At 70.2% G+C, this 15,793-nt stretch carries 13 protein-coding genes; 4 read left to right on the top strand and 9 right to left on the bottom strand.

Features of this window, described 5'->3' with window-relative positions; genetic code table 11:
- Positions 1-105: 105 nt before the first annotated feature.
- From ABGB21_RS27700 to ABGB21_RS27690, 3 genes are all read right to left on the bottom strand, one after another.
- Entirely contained in the window at positions 106-1,770 is a 1,665-nt protein-coding gene (locus ABGB21_RS27700; RefSeq protein WP_347680267.1) for an FAD-dependent monooxygenase, read from the bottom strand.
- A gap of 359 nt (positions 1,771-2,129) precedes the next feature.
- Positions 2,130-2,357: a hypothetical protein gene (locus ABGB21_RS27695; RefSeq protein ID WP_347652014.1), complete on the bottom strand. Its 228-nt coding sequence runs from the start codon at positions 2,355-2,357 to the stop codon at positions 2,130-2,132.
- Between the two features lie 72 nt (positions 2,358-2,429).
- Positions 2,430-3,296 carry an SDR family oxidoreductase gene (locus ABGB21_RS27690; protein ID WP_347652013.1) on the bottom strand — a complete coding sequence of 289 codons (867 nt, stop codon included), beginning with the start codon at positions 3,294-3,296 and terminating at the stop codon, positions 2,430-2,432.
- 449 nt (positions 3,297-3,745) lie between these two features.
- Between ABGB21_RS27690 and ABGB21_RS27685 the strand changes: the two genes are divergently transcribed.
- Positions 3,746-4,282 carry an isochorismatase family protein gene (locus ABGB21_RS27685; RefSeq protein WP_347652011.1) on the top strand — a complete coding sequence of 179 codons (537 nt, stop codon included), beginning with the start codon at positions 3,746-3,748 and terminating at the stop codon, positions 4,280-4,282.
- Positions 4,283-4,490: 208 nt separating this feature from the next.
- On the opposite strand, the gene ABGB21_RS27680 is transcribed toward ABGB21_RS27685, so the two are convergent.
- From ABGB21_RS27680 to ABGB21_RS27670, 3 genes are all read right to left on the bottom strand, one after another.
- Positions 4,491-5,378, bottom strand: coding sequence for a LysR family transcriptional regulator (locus tag ABGB21_RS27680; RefSeq protein ID WP_347652010.1), 888 nt, complete (start codon positions 5,376-5,378; stop codon positions 4,491-4,493).
- Positions 5,379-5,916: 538 nt separating this feature from the next.
- Positions 5,917-6,219, bottom strand: coding sequence for a hypothetical protein (locus tag ABGB21_RS27675; protein WP_347652009.1), 303 nt, complete (start codon positions 6,217-6,219; stop codon positions 5,917-5,919).
- A 351-nt stretch (positions 6,220-6,570) separates the two neighbouring features.
- Complete coding sequence (locus ABGB21_RS27670; RefSeq protein ID WP_347652008.1) at positions 6,571-7,119, bottom strand: hypothetical protein; 549 nt, start codon at positions 7,117-7,119, stop codon at positions 6,571-6,573.
- A 123-nt stretch (positions 7,120-7,242) separates the two neighbouring features.
- On the opposite strand from ABGB21_RS27670, the gene ABGB21_RS27665 reads away from it, so the two are divergent.
- The gene (locus ABGB21_RS27665; RefSeq protein WP_347652007.1) at positions 7,243-7,884 is read left to right on the top strand and encodes a GNAT family protein; all 642 of its coding nucleotides are present in this window, start codon (positions 7,243-7,245) and stop codon (positions 7,882-7,884) included.
- 137 nt (positions 7,885-8,021) lie between these two features.
- On the top strand, positions 8,022-8,999 hold the full coding sequence (locus ABGB21_RS27660; RefSeq protein ID WP_347652006.1) for an ion transporter: 978 nt from the start codon (positions 8,022-8,024) through the stop codon (positions 8,997-8,999).
- A gap of 78 nt (positions 9,000-9,077) precedes the next feature.
- Here the strand turns inward: ABGB21_RS27660 and ABGB21_RS27655 are convergent, their stop codons facing one another.
- The 3 genes from ABGB21_RS27655 to ABGB21_RS27645 all read right to left on the bottom strand — a co-directional run bounded on the left by ABGB21_RS27655 (position 9,078) and on the right by ABGB21_RS27645 (position 14,150).
- Positions 9,078-10,640 carry a pectate lyase gene (locus ABGB21_RS27655; protein WP_347652005.1) on the bottom strand — a complete coding sequence of 521 codons (1,563 nt, stop codon included), beginning with the start codon at positions 10,638-10,640 and terminating at the stop codon, positions 9,078-9,080.
- Between the two features lie 247 nt (positions 10,641-10,887).
- Positions 10,888-12,957 (bottom strand): 3-hydroxyacyl-CoA dehydrogenase NAD-binding domain-containing protein, encoded by a 2,070-nt coding sequence (locus tag ABGB21_RS27650; protein ID WP_347652004.1) that lies wholly within the window; start codon positions 12,955-12,957, stop codon positions 10,888-10,890.
- The gene (locus ABGB21_RS27645) at positions 12,954-14,150 is read right to left on the bottom strand and encodes an acetyl-CoA C-acyltransferase (RefSeq protein WP_347652003.1); all 1,197 of its coding nucleotides are present in this window, start codon (positions 14,148-14,150) and stop codon (positions 12,954-12,956) included. Before ABGB21_RS27645 ends, ABGB21_RS27650 begins: the two co-directional genes overlap by 4 nt.
- A gap of 235 nt (positions 14,151-14,385) precedes the next feature.
- Between ABGB21_RS27645 and galE the strand changes: the two genes are divergently transcribed.
- On the top strand, positions 14,386-15,396 hold the full coding sequence (gene galE, locus ABGB21_RS27640) for a UDP-glucose 4-epimerase GalE (protein ID WP_347652002.1): 1,011 nt from the start codon (positions 14,386-14,388) through the stop codon (positions 15,394-15,396).
- The last annotated feature ends 397 nt before the right edge of the window (positions 15,397-15,793 follow it).

Genomic DNA, 15,793 nt, shown 5'->3' with positions numbered 1-15,793 from the left:
CTCGGTAGGTGACGTAGGTTGCGGATGGGAAAGAGCAGCGCGACGGACGACAGGGCCGTGCAGCTGACCCTGTCTCTCCACTGCGGACGCGTCGGCGGGGTCGTCTCAGGGGCCGAACCAGGCGGTGAGCGCTGCTTGCAGTGCGGGCGCGGCGGTGTCGGCGGGTTCGTCGATGGCTGCGGCCCAGGCGATGTGGGCGTCCGGGCGGATCAGCAGTGCGTCGGCCGGCCGCTGGTCGGTTGTGCCGGTGTGGATGTCGACGCGCTGGTGCCAGACGTGGGCGATCTGGCGCAGGTCTGGACGGTCGGCGAGGTCGAGCAGGACGGGCCGTGCGGGGTGCATGAGTTCTCCGACGCTGGTGATGCCCCGGTTGGTGTGCAGGGTGAGGTCGGGTGTGAAGGTGCCGGCTGACGAGTGGTGGTGGGGGCCGGACATCGGGTAGCGGATGTCGGTGCCGGCGACGAGCGCTCCCATCCGGCGCAACGGCTGCTCGTCGGTGAGTAGCTCCTGGAAGACTTGCCGGAGCGCTTCGGCGGCTGGGTCGTGCCCGCGCCGCAGTGCCACCTGGGCTCGGGTGTGCAGCATGGTGCGGGCGCCGGCGAGGTGGCGTTCGCTGTGGTAGGTGTCCAGCAGGCCGGCCGGGGCCCAGCCGTGGATGTCGGCGGCCAGTTTCCAGGCCAGGTTGACCGCGTCGAGCATGCCGGCGTTGAGGGCCACGCCGGTGGCGGGGAACAGGTGTGCGGCATCGCCGGCGAGCATGATCCGCCCGTCACGGTACCGTTCGGCCTGCCGGGCCTTGAATGTGAACCGCGAGAGCCGGATCGGATCTGCCACTGGCAGATCCACACCGAGGACCCGGCGGACGCTGTCCTGCAGCTCGGTGACGGTCATCGGTGTGTCGTCGTCGTATTCGACGGTCTCGTCTTCGACGGTGTAGAGGGAGACGACTGTGGAGGTCGGCGATGAGCCGACGCCGAGCAGACCGTGACCGGTTCGGGTGAAGCCCGCGTGGATCGTGCCGAAACCGGGGACATCGAGATCGCCGTTGTCGAGCACGTTCACGGTTTCGGGCAGGGTGACCTGGGCCAGCCGGTTGACCTCGGGATAGGTGGTGCCGGGGAACGGGATGCCGGCCCAGTCACGGACCCGGCTGCGCGCGCCGTCGCATCCGACGAGGTAGCGGGTGGACACCCGGTACGGCCCGTCCGGTCCCCGCACGTCAACGGATACCGCGGCGTGGTCCTGGCTCACCGCGGTTACCTCGTGTCCGCGGCGGAGGTCGACCCCGAGTTCGGCGGCGCGTTCGTCGAGCAGCTGCTCAAGCTGCTGCTGCGGCAGTGGCAGGGCGTGCATCGGGGGATCGGCAAGCTGGGTGAGGTCCAGATGCACACCGCCGAACGGGAACCGGGGCGCCGGAACAGGGCCGGTACAGGCTGCTTCGAATCGTTCCAGCAAGCCTCGGTAACGCAGCAACTGCAGGATCTGCCCGCCGAGACCACCGGCCTTGGGGGTGTCCCGGCGGCTCGGCTGCCGCTCCAACACCAGTGGGCGCACACCGGCCAGACGTAGTTCGTTGGCCAGCATGAGGCCGGTCGGGCCGGCCCCCACAATGACCACGTGGGCGTCCGGTGTCGGCCCTCTCGCTTGCCGGTCTTCGTCGCGTCCGCCCGCGACCCGGCCGGGCATGGCTCTTGCGGCGGTGGTGGGATCGTGATGCTTCATATCGATGGGCCCTTCGGGGTGTCGCTGAATTGCCGGCGCACTGCTCACCAGCCCTTTGCTGACGTGCGCGCCCGGAAAGGGCTGAGTCGCCCGCGCCGAGGTTGCCGGTGGTGGCCGGGACGTACCGGGCCGGGCACGTGATGCGGTCGAGGACCGGAGCCATCGCGGCGCTGAGCTCGTTGAGCTCGATTTGACGTCGGCGTGCTCGTCGACGGTCATCCTGCGGCCAGGCCCAGCGGGCGCGACCGCGGCATCAACCACCGCATCCTGCGGAGCGGTTCTCAGATCCGCTCGCGACCCTCCTCGCCGGTCAAGCCGTACGGCATCGCGCCGTCGACGTACACCGACCCGGCGACACGGTCCGGGCTTCGCCGGGCCCGGTGAGCCGCGAGCGCCGCACCGTAGGATCAGCCGACCAGCAGCGGTCGCCGCACCTCGGTTGCCTCCGGGACGGCGTCGAGGTCGTGCAGCATTGCCACGAAGGAGAAGTCCGCCGATCGTCCTGACTCGCCTCGGGCCCGCTGGTCGTAGGTGATGTGCCGGAAGCCGGTACCCAGCTCGGCGATCACGGGCCGCTGGTCGGCATGAGCGCCGTTCAGGTAGACGACGGCACGGCCGAGCCCCCCCACTGTCATCGGCGTCCAACACGCTGTCGGCCACAATGATCGTGGATTGACGAGACATGACCTCCCCTCCAAGGTCAATCGTCAGGCCTGCTCGGTGGCCGGCGCCGGGACCGCCTTCTCGGCGGCGCGACTGACCTGTTCCCAGCCGGCCCAGGTGTCCATCCGCCGCCGGGAGATGTCGATCGCGAGGTCGTAGACCATGCTGCCCAGCAGCAGCCGCAGCGGCGGGTCGTCACTGGCGACCAGGGTCATCAGCGCCTCGGCGGCCAGCCGTGGCTCGCTGTCGATCGACCCTTCCGCCCACTGTTTCGCCAACTCCTCGCGCAGCGAATCGTACGCGGGATCCGGGGTGGTCGCCCTGCTGCTGGTGTACAGGTCCGTCCAGTAGCCTCCCGGCTGGACGATCGTGACCTTCACGCCGAACCCGGCAGCCTCGGCGGCCAGCGCTTCGCTCATGCCTTCCAACGCGAACTTGCTCGCGCTGTAGAGCCCGGTGCTGGGGAAGCCGCCGAGCGCGCCGATGCTGGAGATCTGGACGATGTGTCCACTGCCCTGGGCACGCAGGTACGGCAGCACGGCCTGGCTGACCCACATCGCGCCGAAGAAGTTGAGGTTCAGTTGTGCGCGTGCCTCGGCTTCGGTGAACTCCTCGACCATCCCGGCGAACAACGCGCCGGCGTTGTTCACGACGACGTCGAGCCGGCCAAAGTGCCGAACCGCGTGGGCGACCACCTCGACAACCGCGGCACGGTCCGTGACATCCAATCGCAACGCCAGCAGGCGGCCCGGGTGCTGGGCGGCGAGCTCGTCCAGCGGCGAGACATCGCGGGCCGCGCCGACCACCCGGTCACCGGTGGCGAGAGCCGCCTCGGTGAAGGCGCGGCCGAGGCCACGGCTGGCCCCGGTGATGAACCACACCCGCGACGCGGCGCTGCCTGACATGTCCATCTGATTCCTTTCGTCACAGGACGACCGTCCCGGGTGCAGCGAGGCCATCCGGCTGACCCGGTGCGCCCACGCACGTTGGCGAACCACGGTGCCCACAGCCGGTTCTCCCGGCCCATCGGTGGATGTTGCTGGCCTGCAAGAGCCTCCGTCACGGCAAGCCCCGGATCAACGAGGACCTCAGCAACGCTCCGTTAAGCCATGGGTTGACGATCGGACATGGAGTCGCGGGACATCGGAATCTCCTGGCGCTGGCCGAGAACCTGCCTCGGCCGCACCACCGGCCGTCTGCGCCGAAACCGCGGGTCGTAACGCTATGTGGACTCGGAAGATTCGGTGAGGCATCCGTGCCGGCCGGGTGGAGGTCATTTTGGCTGGCGAGGTTGCTTCACCGTTCGGCCGCGGCGTGGGTGGTGGTGCTCCTGGGTCTGCCGGGCTGTTAGGGTCACAGAGTGCCTTCACCCCTTACCAAGCCGCTCGCCGCCGGACGTACCGCGCTGATCGTTGTGGACCTGATGCCGCGTATCGTCGAGCAGGACATGGGTCCCCACAAGGGCGCCGACGTGGTGGCCCGGGCAAGCCGTCTGGTGACAGCGTTCCGCCGGGCTGGCGGCACCGTGGTACTGGTCCGGGTGGATCGGCCGGGCGTCGCCGAGCAGCCACCCGGCAGCGGGTTCGTCCCGGAGATGCAGCCGCAGCCTGGCGACATCGCCGTTGTGAAGCACACCATCGGCGCGTTCCATGGCACGGACCTGGCCGACCGGCTGCGGGAGCGCGGTGTGGACACGGTGGTCATGACCGGTCTTGCCACGACGATGGGCGTCGAGTCGACCGCGCGCGCCGCATCCGATCACGGGTTCGAGGTCATCTTCGCATCCGATGCGATGAGCGGCATGACAGCCGGCGAGCATGAGCACGCACTGACGGTGGTCCTGCCCCGGTTCGGCGAGGTCGTCACCACCGACGAGGTGCTCGAACGGCTCCGATGATGTCGGATCACCTGGGCTGTGTGGACCGCAGAGACCGTTGCGGGGCGCCGCCGCGTCGCCAGGCTGTAACCGGACTGCGCGGCGATCACGTCGCCGAGCTGGCCGGCGAGCGATGGCGCGGACGCCTCACCGAATTCCCGAAGTACGACGCACGGTTAGTGGACCGGAGATCTACCGCACATGGGGACAAGCCGTTCTGCATGGTGCTCTAACGCAGCAGCGGACCAAGATCGTTGACGATTCGGGCCATTGCCCGGATGATTTCGTTTTCGGTCTCGGTGCGCCACACCAAGGCGTAGTGCAGGCGGGTCAGGTCGGTGATGGGCAGCCACCGCACGTCCGGCATGGCCCAGTGGTCGGTCACGTGGACGGGGAAGACCTGGACCATGTCGCCGAGGGCGACATGGTGGATGAGGTCATCGCTGCTGGTCACGAACGCGCTCCGCGCGATCGTACGGCCGCGCGGGCTCTGGAACGGCAGATACGAATCTTCCCAGTAATCCGGTAAGCCCTCACCCATCCCGTTCGGGAAATCAGCGAGCATCTCCACCGACACGGACGATCGTTGAGCGAGCTCGTGGTCGGCTGACACGGCGAGGATTCGTTGGTCGCTGAACAGGACCGGCCCCACCGTGAGGTCGGTTTCGTCGACGGGCAGCCACGCGACGAGGATGTCATGCTCTCCGGCGCGCAGTGCGGCGAACGGGTCGACGAACGAAGTGCGGCGGATCTGCAACGACCACTGCGGGTGCCGGCGGCGGAACGTGTCCCAGAACGGACGCAGATCGTACGTGTTGAACGGGATCATGCCCACGCGGAGCGTACCGATGATGCCCTGGGCGAACCGCCGGGCCCGTTCCATGCTGTGCTGCAGGCCGGCGTGAACGGGCCGAAGGTCGTCGCGCAGCAGTTCACCGAGCGAGGTGAGCCGGACTGAACGGCTGGAGCGGTCGAAGAGCAGTCCGCCGAGGTGGCGTTCCTGTTGCTTGATCGCTTGGCTGACCCGGGCCGTGGTGACATGCAGTCGCTGCGCGGTTCGGCCGAAATGCAGCTCTTCAGCGAGCACCAGGAAAATCTCGATGTCGCGTAGTTCCACCCGTCTTCCGTTCGCGAGATTCCTGGCTGTGCCAGCCACTTTACCGGCTCAGTGCCGGCGACTGCCTTCGTGCGGTTGAGATCTCCCTGACCCTGGCGAAGAGGTCTATCTCGGGCGTACGGCCGAAGGTCTCCCGGTGCCCTAGGCGCGGGTCAGCCAGTCGATCAAACAGCAGGAGCGCCGGGCTCGTCCCGCTTGTCCGCATACGCCTGCGCGAGCACCTCGGGCGGGTCCTTGCCGGTGACGGGCGGGCGGTCACGGTCGCCCCCACCTGTCGCTGACGCGGTGTCGGCCGGGATTCATGACCCTCCGCCAGTTCGATCGCTTGGTCGAAGTCCTCGGCCCGCCACAGGCACAGCCGCTCCTCGTACGGCCGGGTACCGGGGGCGGACCCGACGCGGTAGACGCACCGTACGGAGAACCAGCCCGCGTCGTCCAGCCTGGCTCCGTCGGCCGGTTGGTCCGTCGAATGACCCCTTGTCGTGGGCCGATCTCGGGAGACGGTGGGGCCGGTGCCCGGCCGGCCCCACCGTGCCGGTCAGTCGTCGTGGTGGGTACGCAGCTCACGGCGTATCTGGTGGCGACTGCGGCGGCGCTGCTCCCGCCGCAGGTGGTAGCCGGTGCAACTCCGGCAGCCGTCGTGCAGCAGGTCGGCGTGGTGATCGGACACCGTCCAGTGACAGCCGCTGGTGGGCCGGCCGGCCGTCGCTGTACTGTCGGCGTCGACCCGTCCAGGCAGCGTGCACGGCCCGAACCGGTGGTCATGCCGGGGTCGGCAGGTCACCATCGGGCGGTCGGCGATCTTCACCCACCAGGGCCGGGTCTTGTCGGTCCTGCTCATACGGGCACCTTTCGGCTCCGTGACGCCCCGGGGTGGGGCTGTCATGAGCAGCGGCGCACCGCGATCACCTCCGATGTCCAGTGTGTCCGGCCAATGGTCGGCCTGTCGACCGGGGCGACTCGTTTCAGGGAGGCGTAGCCCCGGGGACCGCTCCAGCCTGCCAGCGACCCACGACATGATCAACCGTTTTGTCCCGCTGCCGAACCGGCGGGCGGGGCCGGGGATGGCGGCCAAGAGGCTGTCGAGGCGCGGGTCGAGCGGATCCGGCGCCGGATCGTCCGGAGCGGTCGTGGTGACCTCCGCTGACGTTGTCGCGGGTCCGCCGCGCCGGTCCGCTCCGGATCGGAGCCGTCAGTGCTGCCCGGCGAGCGGGCTCCCCTCGCCGAATGTCCACGTCGGGTACCTCTCGGCCAGGTAGGCCCGATGGCTGTCCCAGTCCGTCGGGCCGAGCAACCGTAGCGGTGACAGCCGCGGCGGCTCCTCCGGATCCTGACGGTAGCCCCAGGAGAACCCGACGAGCGGCACGACGAGCCGCCGGTCGATGTCCCACGGGCCGATGGTCAGGAAGGTGTGCGCCCGCCACCGCACCACACCGGATCGCCAGCGGGAGGGGGCGTCGAACAGCACCGGTCGGAAGCCGTACCAGGCGAACGGTGCGCTGGAGTCGGCGAACAGGTCGAACGGGTCGACCTCGAACCGGTCCGTCGTACCGGGCTCGCGGACCAGTTGCACCCAGCCCAGCAGTGACCGGTAACCACGGGCACTGAACTCGACAGACGCGGTACACACCGGCATGCCGTGATCCCGTTCGTCCTTGCCGATGGTCACCGGGTCGGTGTTCGGGACGACTTCCACCGTCACCCGCCCGTGCTCGTCGCCGTGGTCGAAACGAATCTCCATGCGGTCATCCTCGCCCGACCGCGTATTCGACCGCGGTCGTCGGAGCCGCGTTTTGTCGCGGTGGTCGGTACGGGAACGTATTCCGCTTGCCCGGACCGATCTTGCGCCGACAGGATGCGGGACATGCTCGCCGACCTGTGGCCCCTGTACGGCCTCACCATCGTCACACCGCACCTGCGGCTACGTCTGCCCCGCGAGGAGGAACTCGCCGAGCTGGCCGACCTCGCGGGCCGGGGTGTGCACGCGCCCGGCGAGCGGCCGTTCCTGACCCCGTGGACCGACGGCACGTATGCCGACCGGGCCCGGTCCGTCCTGCGGGCCCACTGGGACCGGCTCGCCTCGTGGGAGGTGGCGGCGTGGCAGCTCGGGCTGGGCGTCTTTCGGGCCGGCGAGCCGATCGGCGTGGTCACGTTGCGCGCCCGGGACTTTCCGGTGGTGCGGCAGGTGACGACCTCGGCCTGGCTCGGCGTGGAGCATCAGGGCCGGGGCTACGGTACGGAGGCGAGGGCGGGACTGCTCACCCTCGCCTTCGCGCATCTCGGCGCCACCGCCGCCCTGACCGAGGTGTTCCAGGACAACCATGCCTCGCAGGGCGTGTCACGCAAGCTCGGCTACGAACACGACGGGATCTCGGTCGACGCGCGTGACGGTGAGGCGGTCGTCTCCGACCGGCTGCGGCTGACTCTGCGGCGATGGCACCAGCTCACCCGGCCGGCCGTGACCGTCGAGGGCCTGGACGGCTGCCGCGCCTGGTTCGGCGTCTGATCCAGGGTGCGGATCTTCGGCATCCGATCCGAGTGCGGATCCCGGTGCCTCCGGCCCGGTGCCCGCCCCGACACCGGGACGTAGGCCGCGAACTACGCTGACCGCCGGCAGATGTCGTCCACAGGGGAGAGATCGGCGTGAGGGAGCTTCCGGCTGGCGTCGGGACACGGGTGGCGGGCTGGTGCACGCGGATCGTCGAGGCGGACTGGTTCCACACCGCCTCCTTCGGCCTGATCATCGTCAACGCGGTGGTGCTGGGGCTGGAGACGTACGACCGGGTGGTCGACCGGGCCGGCGGCGCGCTGCTGGCCGTCGAGTACGCCTGCTTCGCCGCGTTCGCGGTGGAACTGCTGCTGCGGTTCGGTGCCCGGCTCACCACCCCGGGCCGGTTCTTCCGTGACGGCTGGAACGTCTTCGACCTGGTGATCGTCGCCGCGTCGCTGGTCCCCGGCGCCCGGGAGAACGTCACCCTGCTGCGGCTGCTCCGCCTGGCCCGGGTGGTCCGGGCGGTCCGGCTCTTCCCCGGGCTGCGGGTCATCATCGGCGGTGTGCTGCGCAGCCTGCCCGGGCTGGGCGGCTTCCTGATGGTCGCCACGCTGACCATCTACCTCTACGCGATGGTGGGCTGGATAACCTTCGGCGAGGCCTATCCGGAGCGGTACGGCACCGTCGGCCAGGCCATGCTCACCCTGTTCCTGCTGCTCTCGCTGGACGGCATCACCGACACCCTGGAGGCCGGCCGGCTGGTCTCCGAGTGGAGCATCCTCTACTACGCGTCGTACGTCGTGGTGGCGTCGTACCTGCTGACGAACCTGCTGGTCGGCATCGTGATCAAGGCGTTGGAGGAGGCCCACCAGGCGGAGCGGCCCACGTCCGAGGCGCCCGCCGTACCGGTCGGGCCGCCGACGCCCGACCCGGTGCCACCGGCCGGCGCGGCGTCGGCCCCGATTCCACCGGCCGATCTCACGGTACGGCTGCGCGAGTTGCGTGCCGCGCTGGACGCGCTGGAGTCCGATCTGGCCCGTCAGTACCAGGCGGGCGGGGCCGTTGCTCCTCAGGCGGCCACCGCCGGGCGGCCGAAGCCCCGACGGCGGGCCGCCAAGCTGCGCGCCTGAGCCGGTGACCGCGTGCCGGCCGCGTCGGGTGGTGGGCCACGTCCCTCGGGGCGGGCCGGCCCGCCCCGAGGGGAGTGGTCATGCCGCGTACGTCTCGAACTCGGCGACTCTCGGCGTACCGCTGGAACCGGTGATGTCAAAGGTGATCTTGCGTAGCGAGGTCGACGGGAAGGTGATGACCCCCGCCCCGCTGCCGGAGGCCAGCACCGCACCGGTGTCCGCGTTCAGGACCCGCCAGGAGCCGATCGCACCGGCGGCGCCGGACGCCTCCCGGATGATGATCCTGGAGACCGTGGTGGCGGAACCCCACTTGATCGAGACGTAACCGGTGGCACCGGCCGGCGACCAGTAGCTGCCCAGGTTGCCGTCCTTCACGTTGCCGTAGCTCGTTCCGCTGGCCTTGCTGGAGCCGTCGGCGCCGGCCCCGAGGCTGAGGTTGGTGCCGCCGGCCGGCGGCGGGGTGGTCGGGTTGGTCGGTCCCGGCGTGGTGGGCCGGGGCGTGGGGTTGGTCGGACCCGTGGTCGGGGTCTGCGGTACGCAGTTGCCGTTCGAGACCTGCAGGCCCTTGTTGGCGCCGGCGGTCTGGCTGACGACGCTCGGCACGCAGCTCGCCCCGTCCAGGCTGTACGCGTACGGGATGCTGACCGTGGTGTTGGACTGCGGGTTCGGGCCGGCGGGGTTGGTGTCGTCGCCGGGGGAGGACCAGGTCACGTTGTCGAAGATGTTGCCGTTGACCTGCCAGTAGCCGGCCTCGTCGGTGTAGAAGGTGCCCAGCACGTCCTTCGAGTTCCGGAAGTAGTTGTTGTCCACCCTGGCCCGGGCGCCGGCCCGCGAGTTGATCCCGGACTCGTGCAGGCTCACGTAGTGGTTGTTGTAGATGTGCGCGATGCCGCCGCGCAGCAGGGGTGTGCGGGAGTCGATGTTCTCGTACAGGTTGTGGTGGTACGTGATGAAGCCGTTGGAGCGGTCGCTCTCGCTGGACCCGACCAGGCCGCCCCGGCCGGAGTTGCGCAGGATGCTGTAGGAGAGGGTGACGTACTGGACGTTGTCCTTCAGGTCGAAGAGGCCGTCGAATCCCTCCGACTCCCCGCCCGACGCCTCCAGGGTGACGTGGTCGACCCAGACGTTGCGGACGGTGCTCTCCATGCCGATGGCGTCACCGCCGTTGGACGTCGGTGAACCCGACTTCTTGACGTTCCGGACGGCCACGTTCTGGATGATGATGTTGCTGGAGTCGCGGACGTGGATGCCCAGTTGGTCGAAGACCGCCCCGCCACCGACGCCGATGATCGTGACGTTGCTGATCTCCTTGAGTTCGATCCTGTCGGCGGCGGTGTTGCAGCTGTCGCCCGACACCTTGGTGGTGTTGCCGTGGTTGATGGTCCCCGAGACCTCGATGATGATCGGGGTGCTGCTGCTGGCCCGGCCGCACAGGGCCTGGTGGATCGCGGTTCCGGTGCTGGCCCGTACCGTCTGTCCGCCCGCGCCGCCGGTGGTCCCGCCGTTCTGGGTCGCGTAGCCGGTGACGCCGCCGACCGCGGCCGACGCCTGCGGGGTCGGCAGCGCCACCACGCCGACCGCGGCCCCGAGGGCCGCCGTGGCCAGCGCCACCTGGAGTCGTAGTGCGACTGCGTGTCTCATCTCGCTCACCTTCGTCCTTGAAGGGGTGCTGCCGTGATGCCGGCACACCGGCAGTGGCGTCGCTCGATATGCGACCGCCTGACCCCAAAGCGAAACATCAATGAGACGCAATCGTAGGAAAGCGGTTTCCTAGAATGCAACAGTTAACGTTTGCAGATTGTTTGCAGTGATCCACGGAAGTGATCGACGGCAGTGCTCCAGCGCGGTGCCCCACAAAGACCGCGACCGGGTGGGGGAAGGTGGAACGTCAGGCGGGCAGGGTGGCGACCCCCGGCGGCAGGAAGCGGCGCCCGGTGACCCGCTCCGAGGTGCCGGTCCGGTCCAGGTACGGGGTGATCCCGCCGAGGTGGAACGGCCAGCCGGCCCCGAGGATCATGCAGAGGTCGATGTCCTGCGGTTCGGCGACCACACCCTCGTCGAGCATCAGCCGCACCTCCTCGGCGAGCGCGTCCAGCGCGCGTTGCCGAACCTGCTCGGCGGTCAGCGGCGCGTCGCCGATCGACAGCAGCGTGGCCACCTCGGGGTTGAGCTGGTCGTCGACCAGCAGCGGCTGGCCGGACTCGGCGATCCGGCGCAGGTTCTCGCTGACCCCGAACCGCTCGGGGAAGGCCGCGTGCAGGGTGCCGCCGACGTGGTACGCCACCGCCGGCCCGACGAGCTGCAGCAACGCCAACGGGCGCATCGGCAGGCCGAGCGGGTCCAGCGCGCTGTCCGCGACCTCCGGCGGGGTGCCGGCGTCCACGGCCGCGAAGATCTCCCCGAGGAAGCGGGTGAGCAGCCGGTTCACCACGAACGCCGGCGCGTCGGCGACCAGGACGCAGGACTTGCGCAGCTCCCGGCCGACCGCGAACGCGGTCGCGAGGGTGGCCTCGTCGGTCCGCTCGCCCCGGACGATCTCCAGCAGCGGCAGCACCGCGACCGGGTTGAAGAAGTGGAAACCGACCACCCGCTCCGGATGTGCCAGGTCGGCGGCCATCGCGCTGACCGACAGCGACGAGGTGTTGGTGGCGAGTACCGTCTCCGGCGAGACGATCTTCTCCAGCTCCGCCCAGACCTGCTTCTTCACCGCCAGGTCCTCGAAGACCGCCTCGATGACGAAGTCGGCGTCGGCGAAGACACCCTTGTCGACCGAACCGCTGACCAGGCCGCGCAGCTTGGCGGCGGTCCCCTCGGGCAGCCGGCCCTTGCCGACCAGCTTGTCGATCTCGGCGTGCACGTACGCCACGCCCTTGTCCACCCGGGTCTGGTCCAGATCGGTCAACACCACCGGCACCTGAAGCCGGCGGACGAAGAGCAGCGCCAACTGCGAGGCCATCAGGCCGGCACCGACCACGCCGACCTTGGTCACCGGCCGGGCCAACGCCCTGTCCGGGGCGCCGGCCGGCCGCTTGGCCCGCCGCTGCACCAGGTCGAACGAGTAGAGCCCGCTGCGCAGCTCCGGGCTGAAGATCAGATCGGCCAGCGCCTCGTCCTCGGCGGCCGTGCCAATGTTGAAGTCGGCGTCCTTCGCCAGGGCCAGCAGGTCCAACGCCCGGTACGCGGACGGGACCGCCCCGTGCAGTTTCTCGTCGAGCAGCTTGCGGGCGAAGTAGAGCACCCCGTCCCACATCTCCCGGTCGACCTCGGGCCGGGCCACCTGAACCTCACCCCGGACCACCCCGGCCGCCCACTCCAGCGAACGCTCCAGGAAGTCCGCCGGCTCGAGGAGTACGTCGGCGATACCCAGCTCGGCGGCCTGCTTCGGCTTGAGCATCCGGTTCTGGGTCAGCGGGTTCTGGATCACCACCTGGGCGGCGCCGGCGATGCCGATCAGGTTCGGCAGCAACTGGGTGCCGCCCCAGCCCGGGACCAGCCCGAGGAACACCTCGGGCAGGGCCAGTGCCGCCGCCCCGGAGGAGAGGGTCCGGTAGTGGCAGTGCAGGGCCAGTTCCAGACCGCCACCCATCGCCGCGCCGTTGACGAACGCGAACGTCGGCACGCTGCTGTCCCGCAGTCGGGCGAAGACCCGGTGTCCGAGCCGGCCGATCTCCAATGCCTGGTCGCGGTCCGCGATCAGCGGCAGGCCGGTCAGGTCGGCGCCGACACTGAAGATGTACGGCTTGCCGGTCACCGCCACGAACGCCGGCCCGGCGGCGAGCGCCTCGGTGATCGCGGCGTCCAGGCTGGCCAACCCGGCCGGGCCGAAGGTGTTCGGCTTCTTGTGGTCGAAGCCGTTGTCGAGGGTGATCAGCGCGGCCGGCCGGTCCAGCCCGGGTACGGCCACCAGCCGCAGCAGCGCCCTGGTGACGACCTCGTTCGGCGCGGTGAGCGCACTCATTTGTCTTCACCCTCCCAGTTGGGGTTTTCCCAGATGACCGTGCCGCCCATGCCGATGCCGATACACATCGCGGTGAGCCCGTACCGCACCTCGGGGTGCTCGGCGAACTGCCGGGCGAGCTGGGTCATCAGCCGTACGCCGGAGGAGGCGAGCGGGTGGCCGATGGCGATCGCCCCTCCCCACGGGTTGACCCGGGGGTCGTCGTCGTTGATGCCGAAGTGGTCGAGGAAGGCGAGCACCTGCACCGCGAACGCCTCGTTCAGCTCGAACAGGCCGATGTCGTCGATGCTCAGCCCGGCGATCCGCAGCGCCTTCTCGGTGGACGGGATCGGGCCGACGCCCATCACCTCCGGCTCCACCCCGACGAAGCCGTACGAGACCAGCCGCATCGCGACCGGTAGCCCGAGTTCCCGGGCCACGTCCTCGGCGGCGAGCAGGCTGGCGGTGGCGCCGTCGTTGAGCCCGGCCGCGTTGCCGGCGGTGACCCGGCCGTGCGGGCGGAACGGGGTCTTCAGGGTGGCCAGCTTCTCCATCGAGGTGTCCCGGGGCGCCTCGTCGGCGGTGGCCAGTCCCCAGCCGGCCTCCGGGTCCCGGGTGGCGACCGACACCAGGTCGGGCTGCAGCTTGCCGTTGGCGTACGCCTTGGCGGTCTTGACCTGCGAGGCGAGCGCGTACGCGTCGGCCCGCTCCCGGGTGATGTGCGGGACCCGGTCGTGCAGGTTCTCCGCGGTCGAGCCCATCACCAGGGCGGACGGGTCGACCAGCTTCTCGGCCAGGATCCGGGGGTTGGGGTCGACGCCCTCACCCATCGGGTGCCGGCCCATGTGCTCGACGCCGCCGGCGATCGCCACGTCGTACGCGCCCATCGCGATGCCGCCGGCGACGGTGGTGACCGCGGTCATCGCGCCGGCGCACATCCGGTCGATGGCGTAGCCCGGGACCGTCTTCGGCAGCCCGGCGAGCAGGGCGGCGGTCCGGCCGATGGTGAGGCCCTGGTCGCCGATCTGGGTGGTGGCGGCGATCGCCACCTCGTCAACGCGCTCCGGCGGCAGCTGCGGGTTGCGCCGCAGCAGTTCGCGGATGCAGCGGATCACCAGGTCGTCGGCGCGGGTGTGCGCGTACATGCCACCCGCCTTGCCGAACGGGGTGCGGACGCCGTCGACGAAGACGACGTCCCGGACTTCACGGGGCACTGGAGCCTCCTTCTCGACCATGAGCCGACCCTCGACGCCGACGGGCGGCACCACGGACCGGAGCACGGTCGCCGGCACGGGCGTGTACCCCGGATGCTACTAGCCGGTAACTAGCGTGCGGCGCGCCGCCACTGTGGTCCGGGCCACACCGTCTCCGGTCGGCCCGCCGGGACGGTCCGGTAGGTTGACCGCGAAACGTGGACGGACCGCGAGGACGTGGCGGAGAGGAACAGGCGTGAAGGTACTGGTCGCGGGAGGCGCCGGCTTCATCGGCAGCACGGTGGCGTCGGCCTGTCTGGACGCCGGCATCGAGCCGGTGATCCTGGACAACCTGGTCACCGGGCGGGTCGAGTTCACCCGGGGACGGATCTTCTACCAGGGCGACATCGCCGACGGACCACTGCTGGACCGGATCTTCGCCGAGCACCCGGAGATCGGTGCCGTGGTGCACGCGGCGGCGCTGATCGTCGTACCGGAGTCGGTGGCCGAGCCACTGCGTTACTACCGGGAGAACGTCGCCAAGTCGATCGACTTCATCGAGCACCTGCTCCGCAACGGGGTGCACCGCTACGTCTTCAGCTCGTCGGCCTCGATCTACCAGACCAACGACGACTTCTCCGTCGACGAGGACTCGCCGCTCGCGCCGACCAGCCCGTACGCGCGTACCAAGGCGGTGATGGAGATGATCCTCGCCGACGCCGCGACGGCCACCCCGCTGCGCGCGCTGTCGCTGCGCTACTTCAACCCGATCGGCGCCGACCCGAAGCTGCGGACCGGGCTGCAGACCGCCCGACCGACCCACGCCCTCGGCAAGATGATCGGCGCCTACGAGAACGGTGCGGAGTTCCTGATCACCGGAACGGACTGGCCCACCCGGGACGGCTCCGGCATCCGGGACTACGTACACGTCTGGGACCTGGCCCGGGCGCACGTCCAGGCGCTGCTGAAGTTCGACGAGATCCTGCCCGCCGACGGCGACCGCCCGGTCGAGGTGATCAACCTCGGCACCGGTGAGGGGACCACGGTCCGGGAGCTCGTCGCGGCCTTCACCGAGGCGGCCGGCCCGCTGCGGACCGGCGAGGCGCCGCCACGTCCGGGCGACGGAGCCGGCTCGTTCACCCGCAGCACCCGGGCCCGCGCCCTGCTCGACTGGAAGCCGGAGTTCTCCGTCGCCGACGGCATCCGGCACTCGCTGGCCTGGGCCCGCAAGCGCACCGAGGTCCTCGGCCCGGACCCGACCGCGTAGGTGCGGGTACGTCCCACCCGGTCGGATCGGCGTCACCGCACGGCGCGGTCAGCCGCTTCCCGCAGCCGTGCCGAGGCACCAGGCCGAGTTCGGCGAGCCCGGCGGCGATCGCCGGCCCGGAACCCGCCTCGCCGGTGTCGACGAGCGTGACGGACTCGTCGTCCCGCCAGGCGTAGGCCTGGTATCTGCCCGGCCGCAGCCGGTACAGCTGTGGCCGCAGCTCATTGATGTGCCGAGACTACGAGGCGTGCCGGACGGGGACCGAACCGTTCCGCCGTCCGCGGATCCGCTGTCGGCCGACCGGCCGTCCCACCCTGGGCAGGCCGGCGGGCCGACCAGCGCCCCCGCGAGCTCGGCCGCGATCAGTCCCCCCTGCCAGCGCCGGGCGCCGTAGCCG

Source organism: Plantactinospora sp. B24E8, assembly GCF_039871735.1.
Classification (GTDB): domain Bacteria; phylum Actinomycetota; class Actinomycetes; order Mycobacteriales; family Micromonosporaceae; genus Plantactinospora.
The sequence above is the reverse complement of the archived record's forward strand: the minus strand, read 5'-3'. Positions and strand labels throughout refer to the sequence as shown.